Source organism: Polaribacter staleyi, from assembly GCF_038024045.1.
GTDB lineage: Bacteria > Bacteroidota > Bacteroidia > Flavobacteriales > Flavobacteriaceae > Polaribacter > Polaribacter butkevichii.
Genome location: NZ_CP150665.1, coordinates 757,374 through 775,123, shown reverse-complemented (window position 1 = coordinate 775,123; position 17,750 = coordinate 757,374). Strand labels below are relative to the sequence as shown.

15 protein-coding genes are annotated in these 17,750 nt (G+C 30.6%); 10 read left to right on the top strand and 5 right to left on the bottom strand.

Annotated elements, in window-relative coordinates; genetic code table 11:
• Window positions 1-61 precede the first annotated feature (61 nt).
• Window positions 62-1,129, top strand: a complete 1,068-nt coding sequence (locus tag WHD07_RS03165; protein ID WP_343330022.1) for a methyltransferase — start codon at window positions 62-64, stop codon at window positions 1,127-1,129.
• Window positions 1,130-1,441: 312 nt separating this feature from the next.
• Here WHD07_RS03165 and WHD07_RS03160 read toward each other — a convergent pair whose 3' ends face one another.
• Window positions 1,442-2,617 (bottom strand): MFS transporter, encoded by a 1,176-nt coding sequence (locus WHD07_RS03160; protein WP_343330021.1) that lies wholly within the window; start codon window positions 2,615-2,617, stop codon window positions 1,442-1,444.
• Between the two features lie 85 nt (window positions 2,618-2,702).
• Between WHD07_RS03160 and WHD07_RS03155 the strand changes: the two genes are divergently transcribed.
• From WHD07_RS03155 to WHD07_RS03130, 6 genes are all read left to right on the top strand, one after another.
• Window positions 2,703-3,560 (top strand): hydroxymethylglutaryl-CoA lyase, encoded by an 858-nt coding sequence (locus tag WHD07_RS03155; RefSeq protein WP_343330020.1) that lies wholly within the window; start codon window positions 2,703-2,705, stop codon window positions 3,558-3,560.
• A gap of 123 nt (window positions 3,561-3,683) precedes the next feature.
• A complete protein-coding gene (locus WHD07_RS03150; protein WP_343330019.1) occupies window positions 3,684-5,189 on the top strand; it encodes a bifunctional metallophosphatase/5'-nucleotidase in 1,506 nt (501 codons plus the stop codon).
• A 114-nt stretch (window positions 5,190-5,303) separates the two neighbouring features.
• Window positions 5,304-6,491, top strand: coding sequence for a porin (locus WHD07_RS03145; protein ID WP_105048882.1), 1,188 nt, complete (start codon window positions 5,304-5,306; stop codon window positions 6,489-6,491).
• Between the two features lie 186 nt (window positions 6,492-6,677).
• The gene (locus WHD07_RS03140; protein ID WP_343330018.1) at window positions 6,678-7,124 is read left to right on the top strand and encodes an FMN-binding protein; all 447 of its coding nucleotides are present in this window, start codon (window positions 6,678-6,680) and stop codon (window positions 7,122-7,124) included.
• Window positions 7,124-7,615: a hypothetical protein gene (locus WHD07_RS03135; RefSeq protein WP_343330017.1), complete on the top strand. Its 492-nt coding sequence runs from the start codon at window positions 7,124-7,126 to the stop codon at window positions 7,613-7,615. Before WHD07_RS03140 ends, WHD07_RS03135 begins: the two co-directional genes overlap by 1 nt.
• A 285-nt stretch (window positions 7,616-7,900) precedes the next feature.
• On the top strand, window positions 7,901-9,133 hold the full coding sequence (locus WHD07_RS03130) for a uracil-xanthine permease family protein (protein WP_343330016.1): 1,233 nt from the start codon (window positions 7,901-7,903) through the stop codon (window positions 9,131-9,133).
• A 73-nt stretch (window positions 9,134-9,206) separates the two neighbouring features.
• On the opposite strand, the gene WHD07_RS03125 is transcribed toward WHD07_RS03130, so the two are convergent.
• Complete coding sequence (locus tag WHD07_RS03125; protein WP_343330015.1) at window positions 9,207-10,502, bottom strand: NCS2 family permease; 1,296 nt, start codon at window positions 10,500-10,502, stop codon at window positions 9,207-9,209.
• Window positions 10,503-10,520: 18 nt separating this feature from the next.
• Window positions 10,521-11,183 carry a DUF5020 family protein gene (locus WHD07_RS03120; RefSeq protein ID WP_343330014.1) on the bottom strand — a complete coding sequence of 221 codons (663 nt, stop codon included), beginning with the start codon at window positions 11,181-11,183 and terminating at the stop codon, window positions 10,521-10,523.
• Between the two features lie 671 nt (window positions 11,184-11,854).
• Here WHD07_RS03120 and guaB point away from each other — a divergent pair.
• Entirely contained in the window at window positions 11,855-13,330 is a 1,476-nt protein-coding gene (gene guaB / locus WHD07_RS03115) for an IMP dehydrogenase (protein WP_343330013.1), read from the top strand.
• A 34-nt stretch (window positions 13,331-13,364) separates the two neighbouring features.
• The gene (locus WHD07_RS03110) at window positions 13,365-14,246 is read left to right on the top strand and encodes a hypothetical protein (protein ID WP_343330012.1); all 882 of its coding nucleotides are present in this window, start codon (window positions 13,365-13,367) and stop codon (window positions 14,244-14,246) included.
• Between the two features lie 117 nt (window positions 14,247-14,363).
• Here WHD07_RS03110 and WHD07_RS03105 read toward each other — a convergent pair whose 3' ends face one another.
• The gene (locus WHD07_RS03105; protein ID WP_105048877.1) at window positions 14,364-14,912 is read right to left on the bottom strand and encodes an acyl-CoA thioesterase; all 549 of its coding nucleotides are present in this window, start codon (window positions 14,910-14,912) and stop codon (window positions 14,364-14,366) included.
• A gap of 296 nt (window positions 14,913-15,208) precedes the next feature.
• On the opposite strand from WHD07_RS03105, the gene WHD07_RS03100 reads away from it, so the two are divergent.
• Window positions 15,209-16,384, top strand: a complete 1,176-nt coding sequence (locus tag WHD07_RS03100; protein ID WP_343330011.1) for a GlmU family protein — start codon at window positions 15,209-15,211, stop codon at window positions 16,382-16,384.
• A 422-nt stretch (window positions 16,385-16,806) separates the two neighbouring features.
• Here the strand turns inward: WHD07_RS03100 and WHD07_RS03095 are convergent, their stop codons facing one another.
• Complete coding sequence (locus WHD07_RS03095) at window positions 16,807-17,700, bottom strand: IS1595 family transposase (RefSeq protein WP_343328482.1); 894 nt, start codon at window positions 17,698-17,700, stop codon at window positions 16,807-16,809.
• Window positions 17,701-17,750: the final 50 nt, after the last annotated feature.

The window sequence follows — 17,750 nt, the reverse complement described above, 5'->3', positions numbered from 1 at the left end:
TTAAAACACGGTTTTGCAAATACCATTTGTCTGCAATTCTATTTAATACATAATAAAACGGATGAGTGCCAAATTAAAAATAAACAAACCAACACCAATTCGCCCAGGTGAAGAGCTATTAAAATTTGATAGCCATACAGATGTAAGAGAAACCTTGTATGCGATGAGAGATGGTAAATCGGTTTTAATTACTGAATTTTATAGCAACGGAATGTTACTTTTAAAAGAGTTACAGAAACATTTAAAAATTCGATTGCCTAATAAAACCTTAAAAGAACAACATGCTTTTAGAGCAGAGTATCATAGACTTTCTAATTTAATTTTATTAAAAATCACCAATCAAGAAGTAGCGGTAGATAAGGCTCCTAAAATTGGTTGGTTGCATACATTGTATACTGGTAAAAATGATTTTTTATTAACGTTTCCAGAAGTACAAAGACTAAATAGTGCGTGGCAAAAATATAACAAAGGTGTTAAAGTACCTGTTTTAAGAAACAAAGTACATCCTTATTACGGTGTATATTTTCCTACTCGTTTCGATCATTTAACCTTGTTTGATAATTGGTTAAAACGTTACGAAGGACCTAAGAAATCTGCCATAGATGTTGGTATTGGTAGTGGAGTATTGTCTTTTCAGATGGTACAACATGGTTTTCAGAAAGTTTTTGGTACAGATACAAACCCGAATGCTATTTTAGGTTTAAAAGAATTTATGGGAGACACTAAGTTGTCTCGTAAAATTGAATTAAATTACGGAAACCTATTTGCAACCATAGAAAAAGAAACCGAATTAATTGTTTTTAATCCGCCATGGTTGCCAGCAATTTCTAATGAAGAAAATATAGACGAAGCTGTTTATTATAACAAAAACTTGTTTCCTAAATTTTTTGCTGATGCAAGTAATAAATTGGCTGAAGGAGGAAAGTTAGTTGTTTTATTTTCGAATGCAGCAGAAATTAAAAATCTTACAAAAGAGAATCCGATAGAAAAAGAATTGGCAAAAGGAATTCGTTTTAAACTAGAAAAGTGTTTAAAGAAAACGATTAAACCTCCGGTTGATAAATCTAAAAGAAATAAAAAAGTAACCGCTTTAGAGGAAGTGCAACTTTGGGTCCTGACTAAGGTTTAGAATATTATTTGTTATTTCGACTTTAGGAGAAATCACACAAGGATGATCACATTAAATGTGTCAGCTTTGTGTGATTTTTCTTTTTGATTGAAAAGATAAAACTACATGTTGGTTTTTTATTTTTAATACTTTTGAGCAAGACATTTTACGATTACCCTCATTAGAAGTTGTACCACTTTGAGTATTGATAAAAGCCTAAAGTATTACTTGTCATTTCGACGTTAGGAGAAATCTCATAACAGTGATAACAGCAAGTTGATCAGCCTTATGTGATTTATTTCTTTGTTCTAAAAGACAAACCTCATGTAAATATTACAAAACAACTTTTTTTCTCGAAAAAGTAAGTAAACCTAAAATAGGCCCAATTGCTAATAGCAGATAAATAAGGTTAGAATCCGAAGTTTCTGTATAGCTGCTTATCAATTGAATACTAACAATAGTAATTGAAAAACCAATACAGTTTACTATGGTTAGTGCTGTTCCTTTGTTTTTTGCCTCTACATTTTGAGCCACTAGCGTAGAGAATAATGGCGAATCTGCAATAACAACCATTCCCCAAAAAAGTAAAAATCCTACAAATAGATTTTCATTTGTTAGCTGAAACATCAACGGAGCAACAAGACAACAAGCACAAGAGAAAAACAAAGCCAAGTAAGCAATGTTTTTAGGTCCATATTTTTCAGATAAATAACCTGCTATTACACAAGATAAACTGCCTATTGCAATAATAAAAAACGATAATAAAGGAATATTAAAATGCGTATCAGCATGTAAATTGGCATAGACTTTTAAGAGAATAGGTACAAAGGTCCAAAAGGTATATAACTCCCACATGTGACCGAAATAACCAAAAGCAGCTTTTCTAAAATTTATATTTTTAAATATTGAAAAACAAATGGTAATATCTAGTTTTTTTCCAGCAGTTCTATAGGGACCATTAGGTACAAAAAGCAACATTAGTAATCCGCCAAAAGCGGCTAAAGTAGAGATAGAAATTATAATTGTTTTCCAAGAATAGTCGTGCATTAAATCTTTTAATAAATGAGGTAAAGCAGTACCTAAAACCAAGGCAACCACTAAAAATCCTAAAGATTTACCCAATCCTTTTTGATAATAATCTGTGGCAATTTTCATCCCAACGGGGTAAATTCCTGCCAAGAAAAAACCTGTTAAAAAACGCATACCTATTAAAGTAAGAAAAGTTTGATTTTCAAAAATAAGTCTCAAATTGAAAAAAGCTCCTAAAATAGCACAGAAAAAAAACACTTTAGATGGCGAAAAACGGTCTGCGACGGTAAATAAGGCAAATACCAAAGTACCCATAATAAAGCCAAATTGTACTGCAGAAGTTAAATAGCCTAATGCAATATCACTTAAATTAAAACTTGTAACTATATCAGTCATTACTCCGTTGCTTGCAAACCATAAAGAGGTGCAACAAAACTGAGAAATAATGATTATTGGAAGAATGTATTTTGATTTGCTCATAGAAGAAAACGAAAGTACCAAAAAGGAGACAATATTCAATAAAAAATATTTTGCCAGTTCATTAGAATCTCTATCTTTGATTCTGATGAAAAAAGTAAAAATCATAGAATGTCCTCGTGACGCAATGCAAGGAATAAAATCTCATTTTATTTCTACAGAGAAAAAAGCATTGTATATAAACTCCTTATTAAAAGTGGGTTTTGATACTATTGATTTTGGCAGTTTTGTTTCACCAAAAGCAATTCCGCAAATGCGAGATACTGCAGCTGTTTTATCAAAATTAGATTTGTCTAGAACGCAAAGTAAATTGTTAGCCATTATAGCCAATATTAGAGGCGCAAATGATGCTTCTCAGTTTGAAGAAATTGATTATTTAGGATATCCTTTTTCAATATCAGAAAACTTTCAAATGCGTAATACACACAAAACGATACAAGAATCTCTAGAAACATTAGATGCAATTTTAAATATTGCCGATATAACCAATAAAGAAGTAGTTGCGTATTTATCGATGGGGTTTGGAAACCCATATGGAGATCCTTGGAATGTGGAAATAGTAGGTGAGTGGACAGAGAAACTTTCTAAAATGGGCGTAAAAACATTGTCGCTTTCAGATACTGTAGGTAGTTCTACCCCAGAAGTTATAGATTATTTATTTAAAAATTTAATTTCAGCATACCCAACTATAGAATTTGGAGCCCATTTACATACCAATCCAGATAAATGGCATGAAAAAGTAGATGCAGCATACAAAGCTGGTTGTTTGCGTTTTGATGGGGCAATTAAAGGTTACGGAGGTTGCCCAATGGCAAAAGACGAATTAACGGGTAATATGCCAACAGAAAAATTATTGAGTTATTTTACTGCTCAAAAAGCAGATACCAATATAAAACCAATGAGTTTTGAAAGTGCTTACAATAAGGCCTTAGAGACATTTATTTAGAAGTACTAGATTTTATCTTAAAATAACAAAGTTAAAATAAAGTCTCAATGTTTTGTCAAATTGTAAAATGTTACCTTGAGCGCAGTTGAAAGGTTATTTTTACTAAATTATAATTGAATTAAAATGAAATTCACAAAATTAATTCTATACTTTTTATCAATCTTATTTTTAGCATCTTGTTCTAAAGATGATCAGAAAATAGACTTTACATTTTTACAGTTAAATGATGTGTATGAGATTGCACCGATACAAGGAGGAGAGTATGGCGGAATGGCAAGAGTAGAAACCGTACACAAAGAATTACTGCAAGAAAACCCAAATACGATGCTTTTTATGGCGGGAGATTTTTTAAATCCGTCTTTATTAGGAACCATAAAAGTAGCAGGAGAAAGAGTACGAGGAAGACAAATGGTAGAAGTAATGAATGCTATGAATTTCGATTTGGTAGCGTTTGGTAATCATGAGTTTGATGTTTCTCAACAAGACCTTCAGAAAAGATTAAATGAAAGTAATTTTCCTTGGATTTCTGCCAACGTAAAACAAAAAACAAAAGAAGCAGCAATTCCTTTTTACAAAGAAGTAAATGGTCATAAAGAACATGTAGGAGAGACATTTATCAAAGAATTTTCTGATGCTGATGGAACAAAAATAAAAGTAGGTTTTATAAGTGTTTGTATTCCGTCTAACCCAAAAGAGTTTGTAGAATATGGTAATATGTTTGTAAAAGCAAGAAGTTCTTATGCGGCAATAAAAGATGCTGTAGACGTTGTTTTTGGTTTAACCCATGTTAAAATAAATAATGATAAAAGAATAGCAGAGTTAATACCAGATTTGCCGTTAATAATGGGCGGTCATGAGCATACCAATTCTTATGATACTATTGGAAACGTACGTATTGCTAAAGCAGATGCCAATGCAAAAACAGTATATGTACATAGAGTTTCTTATGATAAGAAAACAAAGCAAACGACTGTAAAATCAGAATTAAAAGAAATTAATGCAACGATAAAATCAGATGAAAAAGTAGCTAAGATCGTTAGCAAATGGCAAACTATTTTAACATCAAAAATTAAAGAAGTTATTACAAACCCTGCAGAAGTTATTTTTGAAGCAAAAATACCTTTAGACGGTAGAGATACGCCAATTAGAAGTACACAAACAAATTTAGGGCAACTTATTACCAAGGCAATGTCTTTTGGTTTTAATGATGAGGTAGATTGTGCGTTGGTTAATGGCGGTTCTATAAGAATAGATGATCAATTAAGCGGTCATATTACTGCGGTTGATATTTTTAGAGTGTTACCGTACGGAGGTGCAATTTTAAAAGTGAAAATTAAAGGTCGTTTATTAAAAAGAGTGTTAGATTATGGAGTTCTAGCTGCAGGAACTGGCGCTTATTTACAACGCTATAATGCCGAAAAAGTAGGAGAGAATTGGATGATTAAAAACCAAGAGTTAGACATTAATAAAACCTATACGGTTGCCTTTTCTGACTATTTATTAAAAGGGTTTGATATTCCTTTTTTATCCGAAGAAAACAAAGAAGTGTTATCTATTTATTCACCTAAATCAGAGGAACTAAATTTTGATATTAGAAAAGCTGTTATTTCTTATTTAAAAACCATCTAGTTTCTTATTGATGAGTTAATTGTTGTTTTATTTTAATTAAATCTAAATAATGTTTGTCAATGTAAAAATCAATTTTATATTTGCGGAAAATTATTTGTAATTAATCTAAATAAAATGAAAGTATTTTTAACTTTTGCTATTGCTGTAGCTACCACTTTTAGTTTTTCGGCACAAAACACACAAAAAGATTCAATTAATAATCCTAATAATCAGGTAAATACAGCACAACGTATTTTAAATGGTAATATTAACACAAAAGGTGTTACTGTAGGAGGTTATGGAGAATTGACTTACAATAGAAAAGAGAATAATAATGCAGAATTAGACGTACAACGTTTGGTTTTATTATTTGGTTATAAATTTGATGATAGAACACAATTTATTACAGAGGTAGAGTTCGAACACGTTAATGAAGTGTATGTAGAGCAAGCCTTTTTACAATACTCAGTTAGTGATAATGTAAACCTAAGAGCAGGTTTAATGTTAGTGCCAATGGGAATTATTAATGAATATCATGAACCAACAACTTTTAATGGTGTAGAAAGACCAAGTATAGATGGTGCTATAATACCAACCACTTGGAGAGAATTAGGTTTAGGAGTTTCTGGTAGATATAACGAAGCTTCACTGCGTTACCAAGCCTATATTTTTAATGGCTTTTCTTCTACAACTTCTGATGGAAATGGAAACATTACTGGCGGAAAAATTGGTGGAAGCAATGGTTTAAGAGGAGGAAGACAAAAAGGTGCAAAATCTACCATGAACAATGTTAATTTCTCAGGAAAATTGGATTATTATGGCTTACCTGGTTTACGTTTAGGATTGTCTGGTTATTTTGGTAGAACTCAATCTCCTGCAGATGTAGAAGATATTGATGGAGCAGATGTAGGTCTTGCTATGATTGGTTTAGATGCACGTTATGCATACCAACGTTTTACTGCAAGAGGTCAGTTTATTCATGGAAGTTTATCTGATACAGAAGCATATAATACTGCTACAGGTGCTAATTTAGGAAGTGCATTGCAAGGATATTATTTAGAAGCGGCTTATAATTTATTACCACAAAATAAAAGACAACAATTATTTGGTTTTGTTAGATATGAAGATTTTAATACGCATGCCTCAGTAGCAGGTAATTTGGTAAAAGACCTAAGTTATGATAGACAAGAATGGACGCTAGGGTTAAGCTATAAAATTGCTCCTGGTGCAGTTGTTAAAGGAGACTATCAATTTAAAAATAATGCAGTAGCGGGTAGTGCTTCTGTAAACCAATTAAACTTTGGAATAGGGGTTTGGTTCTAATAAATATTTTTTATTAAATGTAGTTAAGTCAGTTTAAATTTTTAATTTGAATTGGCTTTTCTTTTTATTTAGATTAATTCTAATTATTTTTGCAGCATGATTTTAAAAAGATTTTTTTCGATATCAATAATTAGTGTAAGCTTTCTATTGGTTTCTTTTACTTTACCTAACAACCTTTTAAAAAAAGTGAATAAGGAAGTAAAGAGCGTTTTTGAAATAACTAATTTTGAATTGAAGTTGATAAAAATTGATGATTCGATTAATGCACTATTACCAAAAAAAATAGGAGGTGATCATCTTTTTAAAATAGAAAGCGACTCGCAGTTAGTGGGTTATGCGTTTGTAGATACTGCAGCAAGTAAAACAGACCAATTTGATTATCTTATTTTATTAGACAAAAATCTGATTATTGCCAAAACCAAAGTGTTGGTGTATAGAGAAGATTATGGAGGAGAAATAGGAAGTAAACGTTGGTTAAAACAATTTATAGGGAAAACTTTTTCAGATAAATTACAATACGAAAAAGATATTATTCCAATTTCAGGGGCCACAATTTCTGCACTTTCTATGACCAAAGCAGTAAATTTATTTTTATTAGATTTGGATATTTTACATGATAATAAAATATTATAATGGTTTTAAAAGGACTTATTTACCAATTTCCAAAAGAAATAAAGTTACTTATAGTTGCTTTTATTTGCACTTTAAGTATTGGCTTTTATAGCGGAATTTCGTTTGTAAAGTCTACTACAAATGCCAATCCTACTGGTATTGAGCAACGTTATTTAGGAAACGAAGAGGATGAGAATGCTACTAAAATGTTATTTAAGAAATCGGAAGGTGAAATTATGACAACAGTTCATAGTCATATTTTATCACTGTCTGTAATCTTCTTTATGGTTTCATTCCTTTTAGCTACAACAGATATTCCTCAAAAATTGAAACTATTTTTAATGATAGAACCTTTCTTTTCTCTCGTTCTTACATTTGGTGGAATATACTTATTGTGGAAAGATTTACACTTTATGAAGTATGTAATTATGGTATCTGGTTTTTTTATGACAGCAACTTATACAGCTTCAATCTTTATTATTTTAAAACAAGCTTTAAAGAAAACTAATTAAGTTTTAATGCTACTCAGATAAAATATCATTTTATTTATTTCAACAAATTCTTAGTAAGTCATTTATTATTTGTGATAATTAAAGATAAACTTTAATCATAAATAATAGTCTTTTTATTCATAATACAATTTTATTCTTCTTAAGAGTCCTCTTATTCAGTGATGCTTATTAAAGTTCCACTTTATCTAGGAATATTACTTACTCAAACCAGTTCTGATCTTATAAACTCCATTTCTTTAATTTGATTATTATGATTACTTTTAAAAATTATTTAAAACGTTCATAATGCAAAATACAGAAGAAGAACAAATTATTAATCTAGACAACCCCATTAAGAGAACTCTTGTTGGAATTCAATTTTTATTTGTTGCCTTTGGAGCAACTGTATTAGTACCACTTTTAATAGATATTGACCCTTCTGTTGCCTTATTTACAGCAGGTGTTGGAACACTAATTTTTCATTTAATTACAAAAGGAAAAGTCCCAGTATTTTTAGGAAGTAGTTTTGCTTTTATTGCTCCTATAATAGCTGCTACTAAATTATATGGTTATGCAGGAACTTTAGGAGGTTTAATAGCTGTTGGTTTTGTATACGGAATTGTCTCGGGAATAATCAAACTTTGGGGCCTACGAGTTATTGAAAAAATATTTCCTTCCATTGTTGTTGGACCGGTAATTATGATTATTGGATTATCATTAGCTCCTGTTGGAGTTAATATGGCTAAAACAAACTGGCTTATTGCACTTTCCGTTTTAATTACAGCTATTGTTATTGTTGTCTATTCAAAAGGACTTGTAAAATTAATTCCTATTTTTATTGGAATTGTTGTTGGGTACCTTATTTCTATAATTTCTGGATTGGTCGATTTTACATCCGTTAATGAAGCAGCTTGGTTTGTACTACCAAAATTTACAAGACCCGAATTTAATTGGGCAGCCATTATTTATATGATTCCTGTTGCTGTAGCTCCAATTATTGAACATATTGGAGATATGTATGCTATTGGTGGAGTAGCAAACAAAAAATTTGTAAAAGACCCTGGATTACATAGAACATTATTAGGTGATGGTGTTGCTACCGCTTTTGCAGGTTTTTTAGGAGGACCTCCAAACACCACTTATTCCGAAGTTACTGGAGCTGTTGCTTTAACTAAAATTGTAGATCCTAGGGTGTTACGAATTGCAGCTGTAACAGCAATCATTTTTTCATTAGTAGGAAAGATAAGCGCAATATTAAAAACAATACCACAAGCTGTTTTAGGAGGGATTATGCTACTTTTATTTGGTATGATTGCCAGTATTGGAATTAAAACATTGGTAGATGCCAAAACAGATTTTGGGAAAACTAGAAATCAAGTGATTGTTTCTATTATTTTAACCATTGGTATTGGAGGAGCTGAAATTTCTTATGGTAATTTTTCATTAGCAGGAATTGGATTAGCATCAATTGTTGGCGTATTGTTAAACTTAATTTTACCAAACAAATCAACACCAATAAAAGGAAGTCACGAAGAATAAATACAATTTAATTTATATAAAAAAAGCCTTTTTGAATTTTCAAAAAGGCTTTTTTTATATAAAATGTTTAGAATTACATCATAAACTTAATTATAAATAAAACTGAAATTATATACATTATAGGTTTTATTTCTTTAGCTCTTCCTGTAAATAATTTTAACAGTACAAAAGATAACATACCAAATACAATTCCTTCTGCAATACTATACGTTAAAGGCATCATAATAATAGTGAAAAATGCAGGAATCGCTTCCGTAAAATCGTCCAAATCAATTTTTGTAATTGGAGTTATCATCATTAAACCAACAATTATTAAAGCTGGAGCCGTTGCAGCAGCAGGAATAATCATAAACACCGGAGCAAAAAATAATGAAAGCGCAAACATAATTGCAACCGTTAAAGCTGTCATACCTGTTTTTCCACCTTCAGCAACACCTGCAGCACTTTCAACATACGTTGTTACGGTAGAAGTTCCTAAAATTGCACCTAAAAATGTACCTATAGAATCAGCAAATAACGCTTGCTTTACTCTTGGTACTCTACCTTGTTCATCTAACATTCCAGATTTTGATGATACACCTACTAAGGTTCCAACGGTATCAAACATATCAACAAATAAGAATGTAAATAATACAATTAACATATCTATTGTAAATACTTGAGAAAAATCAAACTTAAAAAAGATAGGTTCTATTGATGGAGGTAAGCTAACGAATGTAAAAGCTTCTGGAATAACAGTAACTCCAACAAATAAACCGATAATTGTAGAAGATAAAATTCCGATTAAAATTGCTCCTTTAACTTTTTTGACTAATAAAACACCAATAATTAGAACACCTGCTAATCCAACCCAAACTGTTGGGTTTTTCATATTACCTAAAGTAACTAATGTTGCAGAATTATCAACAACTACACCAGTTCCTTTTAAACCAATAAAAGCAATAAATAAACCAATCCCTACAGATACTGCGTGTTTTAAATTTAATGGAATGGAATTTACTATAAGTTCACGAATATTAAACGCTGTTAATAATAAGAATACAATTCCTTCTAAGAATACTGCTGTTAAAGCAAATTCCCAAGTATATCCCATTCCCAAAACTACAGTGAATGCAAAAAATGCGTTCAGCCCCATTCCTGGTGCCAATGCAAAAGGCAATTTAGCCACTAAAGCCATTACTAATGTTGCAATTATAGCAGACAATGCAGTTGCGGTAAAAACAGCATCTTTATCCATTCCTGCTGCACTTAAAATACTTGGATTTACAGCTAAAATATACACCATTGTCATAAACGTAGTGATACCCGCAATAATCTCGGTTCTTAAGGTTGATTTATTTTCGGTAATTTTAAAATATTTATCAAACATTCTTTTTATGTTTTGTAATTAAAGATTCCATTTAATGGCTAAAGTAGGTCTACTTTTAAATGCAGTAGCACCTGCAAAATTATTAGATAGTTCAAGTTCACCACCTACAGAAAAAGATTTATTTAAATGATACCATAATTGGGGTTCCGATAAGAATATAGTTTTCTCACTTAATCCATTTTCAGACCATAGATCTGCAAAACCAGAAAAAGTTAATTTGTTAGCAATAATATTCCAATACCAAGTTCCTGTTGCTTGGAAGTTTCCTTTGCTAGTACCTTTAAAAGCTTTGTAGCCAGCGTAGGTTGAAAATCCCCAAACAGCATTTGATTTACCATAATTAGCTCCAAAAATCCAAGCGTTATTTATAGTATATCCTTCTATATTTTTATCCTTATCAAAATCAGCATTAAATAACCCACCATTGTATTCGATGTGTAAACCAACTGGCATTTTTTTAGTTTTTAAAACACGTGCAATTTCAAAATATGCTTGACTAATTCCATTATCGGCATTAAAGTCAAAATCTGTAAAAGTGTAAGTATTTCCGTAGTTATCAGGCTTAAACATTTCAAAAGTTAAAGTAACATATTCGCGATCTAAATCATAATGACTTTGAAAATTTTGAGCACTGAAAGTGACAACCGTAAAAAAAGCAAAAATGAGGATAAATTTTTTCATTATAAGAAGTTAAAATTAAGCCCAAACTTACCCTAAAATGTAGAAAATATCCTGTTATAAGGATTTCAATTATGAACATTATATTTTTTATAAAAAGTTAATATTTATCACTTATAAATTAGGTGTTGAAAAGGCTTGTTACGAACTTAAAAAGTTAAATAAAACAAAATGTTAATAAGTTTTTAATTTTTTTCTTTTAAATAACAATCAAAATAATCCAAAAGTATGTTTTTTTATGAAGATGTTTTTAAATATTAGATTAATTATTAAATATTTGAACTTTAATCTTTTAGGTTGCCTTTATTTAATAAAAGACTTGTTTTATAAGATGATTAAAACTCTTTGTAGTTAATTTTATATGATTATTATTAGAGTGATAAATGCAATTATTATTGATTTTTTCTATTATAGTATAAGTAAATTCGTTTCAATGTTATTGAGGTACAATTGTTGTTAATTTTTATTTTAGATTTGTGATAGTTATCTACGATAAAAACTAATTAAATTTTATGAAGTTTAGTTAGAATAAAAATGTAGTTTTCTGATTTTTAATGAAATGAATATGTTTTTGAATGTAAATAAATTGTTATTAAAACATAACAAGGGATATATATAGTTAATAGTTCATATATTATTTGTAAATTTGCACGCAATTATATCTTAATTGCAACATGACAGCACACGACAACAAAATTTTAGGAGAAGGATTAACATACGACGACGTTCTTTTAGTCCCAGCCTTTTCCGAAGTACTTCCAAGAGAAGTAAGTATTCAAACAAAATTTACTAGAAACATTACAATCAACGTTCCAATTGCATCTGCTGCTATGGATACCGTTACAGAATCTGCTTTGGCAATTGCTATTGCAAGAGAAGGTGGTATTGGTGTTTTACATAAAAATATGACTATTGAGCAACAAGCTAAAGAAGTTAGAAAAGTAAAACGTGCAGAAAGCGGAATGATTTTAGATCCAGTAACTTTGCCTTTAACGGCTGTTGTTTCTGAAGCGAAAGCAAATATGAAAGAACATGGTATTGGCGGAATTCCTATTATAGATAACGATGGTATTTTAAAAGGTATTGTTACCAATAGAGATTTACGTTTTGAGCATAATGGACAAAGACCAATTGTAGAGGTAATGACTAGCGAGAATCTAGTAACTGCTTCTGTAGGAACTTCTTTAGAAGATGCAGAAAAAATTCTTCAGAATTATAAAATAGAAAAACTTTTAATTGTTGATGAAGATTACAAATTAAAAGGATTAATAACGTTTAGAGATATTACCAAAGTAACTCAAAAGCCAATTGCAAACAAAGATTCTTTTGGTAGATTAAGAGTTGCAGCTGCATTAGGTGTTACTGGAGATGCTGTGGATAGAGCAGAAGCGTTAGTAAATGCAGGTGTAGATGCTGTAATTATAGATACTGCTCATGGTCATACAAAAGGTGTGGTAATGGTTTTAAAAGAAGTTAAAGCAAAGTTTCCAAACTTAGATGTAGTTGTTGGTAATATAGCAACTGGTGAAGCTGCTAAATATTTAGTAGAAGCAGGTGCAGATGCTGTAAAAGTTGGTATTGGTCCAGGTTCTATTTGTACAACAAGAATTGTTGCCGGAGTTGGTTTTCCTCAATTTTCTGCAGTTTTAGAAGTTGCCGCAGCTATTAAAGGTAGTGGAGTGCCTGTTATTGCAGACGGTGGAATTCGTTATACAGGAGATATTCCTAAAGCAATTGCTGCTGGAGCAGATTCTGTAATGTTAGGTTCTTTATTGGCCGGAACAAAAGAATCTCCAGGTGAAACAATTATTTACGAAGGAAGAAAATTTAAATCTTATAGAGGTATGGGATCTGTAGAAGCTATGAAACAGGGTTCTAAAGATAGATACTTTCAAGATATAGAAGATGATATTAAAAAATTAGTTCCAGAAGGTATTGTAGGTCGTGTTCCTTATAAAGGAGAATTAGCAGAAAGTATTCACCAATTTATTGGAGGTTTACGTGCAGGTATGGGATATTGTGGTGCTAAAGATGTAGAAACCTTAAAAGAAACAGGACGATTTGTAAGAATTACCGCAAGCGGAATTAACGAAAGTCATCCTCATGATGTTGTAATTACTAAAGAATCACCTAACTATAGTAGAAGGTAATTAGTATTATAATCTATTTAAACATCCGATAGGAATGCAAAATCAAAATTTTATTGAATTTAAGAAAAAAAGGGACTTAGGATCTATCATCTCAGATACTTTTAAATTTTTGAGTACAGAATGGAAATCTTTTTTTGGAACCATTCTTAAAGCAGCAATTATTCCGATATTGATAGCTGTAGGGGCAGTAATTTATTATGTAATGTCTTCTACAGCTGTCTTTGGAGAGATGGCACAAACAACCGATTTTGATAGTGCATTTGATTTAAATTTTGCAGAACTAATCATTCCGATATTTATTTTTATAGGTACTTATTTGGTTGCTTATGCCTTGGTTACGGTAAATGCTTTGTCTTATATAAAATCTTATATAGACAATAAAGGAGTTGTAAATTTAGAGCAAGTAAACACTTTAGCTAAAGATAAATTTGGAGCCTACGTAGGTTTATTTTTTTTAAATGGAATCATTTTATTTGTTGGGGCTTTATTTTGTTTTTTTCCAGCAATATATTTAGGGGTTGTTTTATCGGTATCTATCTGTTTTCTTATTTTTCAGAATAAAAGCGTTACAGAATCTATAACCGACTCTTTTAACTTTATAAAAGGACATTGGTGGGAAACTTTTGGAGTATTAATTGTTGTTCAATTAATAATTGGGCTTATTGGTTTTTTAGCAGACTTGCCAGCCACTTTTTATCAATTGATAAATATGGGGTTTGGTCTTAAAAATGAAGATGCTGTAGAGGTATTAAATATTTTTAAAGATCCTATTTATATTGCGTTAATGGTTTTTTCATACTTCATAAAATTTATTTTGTACACCGTAACAACTGTTGCAACGGTATTTATTTATTATGATATTAAAGAACAAGGAAATCCATCAACAACTATGATTAATCAGATTGGTGTAGAGTAACAGAAATCATTTTTATAATGTTGTTAGTACACTATAAAAATTGAAATATATTTTAATAAAAAAACCGAGTAAATTAATTTTACTCGGTTTTTTTAATTTTATAAATTTTGATAATTGCTATTTTAAGTCAATTTTAGAATTGCTTTCTTCTAATAAATGGATATAATCGTTTATTTCAAAAACGTTGCTGCTAAAGCGAGATGTTCTGTGTCTTCCTTCATTTTGTCTAGTAATACTTCTAGCAAAACGTCTAACTTCGTCTTTGGTTGTTAATACAATTCCGGGTACAGGAGTACTTTTACCCTCGTCATCTTTTGCAACCATTGTAAAATAAGAAGAGTTACAATGTTTTGTTTTTCCGGTTCTAATGTTTTCAGAATCTACACGCAACCCAACAACCATAGAAGTTCTACCTGTAAAATTAATAGAAGCTTTCATGGTTACCAACTCTCCAACTTCTATAGGGTTTAAAAAATCTACTTTATTAACAGAAGCAGTTACACAGTAATTTCCAGAATGTTTAGAAGCACAGGCAAATGCAATTTGATCCATCAAATTTAAAATATAACCTCCATGAATTTTACCACTAAAATTAGAGTTAGAGGGTTTCATTAACTCCATTATTTTTACTTGTGATTCTTCTATAAATTTAAACTTTTTAGTCATATACTTAATTTAATTGGTAAAATAATACTATTAATTTAGATGCGAAATTATAATTTTATTTACGCTATTAAATAAAAAACAGTACTTTTTGCTTATTATTAAAGATTTGATATTAAAAATTGTTTTTTATTAGGTATTATTTATTTTTTTTAGCTTAAAATTATGACTATCAAGTAAAATATAAATGAAGTATTATTAATTATTTTTAAATTGATAAAACCTGAGGCAAATTATTAGAATTGGTTTTTTGTATGCCTATTTTAAAGTAAATTTGTAGTACTTTAAAAAAAGAAAAAATGAATTATATTCTATTTGATGGCGATGTTAGAAACGCGCTATTACCATTTACATACACAAGACCCGTTGCAGATATTAGAATAGGAATTTTAACCATTAGAGAAAAATGGGAAAAACACTTAGGCTTAACTACAACCACTGTTACAGAGGAATATTTAGAAGAAAAATATCCGATGGTAGAAATGGAAGAAAATATTTTGATAAACGCTTCTTTTTGTCCGACGGAGAGTTTGGTTGATAAAATCAAAGATTTATCAAAAAATGAAGCTATTTTTAAAGGAGAAGATGTTATTGCTTTTTACACATCAGATTCTCAAGAAGAAGTAAATTTTGATGAATACACACAAATAGAATTTGAAGAAGATCTTTTACAAGTAAAAAACACTTGGGATATTTTTTCTTTAAACGCAGAAGCGATTCAACAAGATTTCGATTTAATTACAGAAGGAAGAGAATCGGAACCAATACCAGAAGGAACAAGATGTATTAATGCCGAAAATATTTTTATAGAAGAAGGCGCAGAAATTACTTTTGCAACCTTAAATGCTTCTGAAGGACCTATTTACATAGGTAAAGATGCGGTAATTTTAGAAAACAGTGCTGTAAAAGGTCCTTTTGCAATGGGAGAACATGCAGTACTAAAAATGGGAGCAAAAATATATGGAGGAACCACTTTAGGTCCTTATTGTAAAGTAGGAGGAGAAGTAGGTAATTCTGTTTTATTTGGCTATTCTAGTAAAGGACATGATGGATATTTAGGGAATTCTGTTTTAGGAGAATGGTGTAATTTAGGTGCAGATACCAACAATTCTAATTTAAAAAATAATTACGCAGAAGTAAAATTATGGGACTATCAAACTGGTCGTTTTGCTAAAACGGGTTTACAGTTTTGTGGTTTAATGATGGGAGATCATTCTAAATGCGGAATAAACACCATGTTTAATACAGGAACTGTAGTTGGTGTTAGTGCTAATATTTTTGGAAGCGGTTTTCCAAGAAACTTTGTACCTTCTTTTAGTTGGGGAGGCGCATCTGGATTTACAGAATACAAAACTAATAAAGTTTTTGAAGTTGCTGAGGTTGTTATGAAACGTAGAGATATTGTTTTTGATGAAATGGATCAAAAGATACTAGAACACGTTTTTGAAGAAACCAAACAATATAGAAATTATTAAAAAATTATAGTTTTCAGTTTACAGTTGCAGTAGGCAATTAGTTTATATTAAAAACTGCTACCAATTTCGCTGTGATAGTAACTTATAACGGCTAGTATGAGTGTAATGTTCGTGCTGTAGCAAGTGAGTTTTAAAATAAAAATGTATGGTTATCCTCACGAGCGAGACGCTCGCGATAGCGAGGAGAGTGTTACGATCGTACCGTAGCAAGTGGGGTTTAAAATGAAAACAGTATGGGTATGGTTGTCTTCACGATCGAGACGCTCGCGATAGCGAGGAGAGTGTCACGATCGTACCGTAGCAAGTGGGGTTTAAAATAAAAACAGTATGGTATGGTTGTCTTCACGAGCGGGACGCTCTCGATATCTAGTGAAGATACTAAATATTATAACGTTTATTAATAGTTTATTAGAGGTCAGTAGTTAGCTACATATAATTTGTTTGTGGCTAACTTTTTCTTTTTTGACCATTTTAGTTATAAGATTATTGAATATTGTTGCTTTGCTTTGTGAACGGTTAATTCTAAAACAAAATTCATTAAAATATCTATTTATATTAGAATTACTTACCCAAGAATACGTTGTTCTTATCCATGATTTTACTTGATGAATCATAGTGTGAAGAGCTTTAAAATTCATACCATTATTACTTTCAATCTGTGTAATATCATAAACTTTTGCAATTGGTCTGTAACCTCTCCATTTATCGGTTATCACTTTAGCATCTCTGCTAATATGATTCACAAAAATATATTGAAGCGAACTTGCTGAAAAATCTTCGATTCTCATAGCATACATTCTTTTTACTTTTCCATCATCAGTTAACTCAACAGCAGTAATGGCCTTCTTTTTCTTTACGTTATAACTTCTGCCAACTTTCTCTTTTTCGCGTCCGCCAAGTACAAATTCATCAACATGAACAGTACCTGTCATGGGATTATTCCCACTGCTTTCCATAGCTTCTCTAATTTTAAGCATAAATAAACGAGCTGTCTTTTCAGTAACACTAAAACGAACTGAAACATAGCTTGCTGAAAGACTTTTAGTGCTTGTACTCATTTCAAAAACAATAAAAAATGCCTTTCTAATACCAAATTTTACTTTGTGAAAAAGTGTGTTTGATGTTGCTGATTCTTGATGAGAACAAATATTACAAGTACGTGAGAAATCTTTTCTTATCTGAGCTTTTTTATGGCTACATTTTACACATTGAAAACCATCTTTCCATTTAATATCTGCTAGATATTTCTTACAATCTAGGTCAGTCTTAAAACGGTCAGCAAACTCTAGAAGGTTTTGTCCCTTAAAAATATTCATTTAATTACTATATTTATTGACTTCTAAGATATGAATTTAAATACTGACCT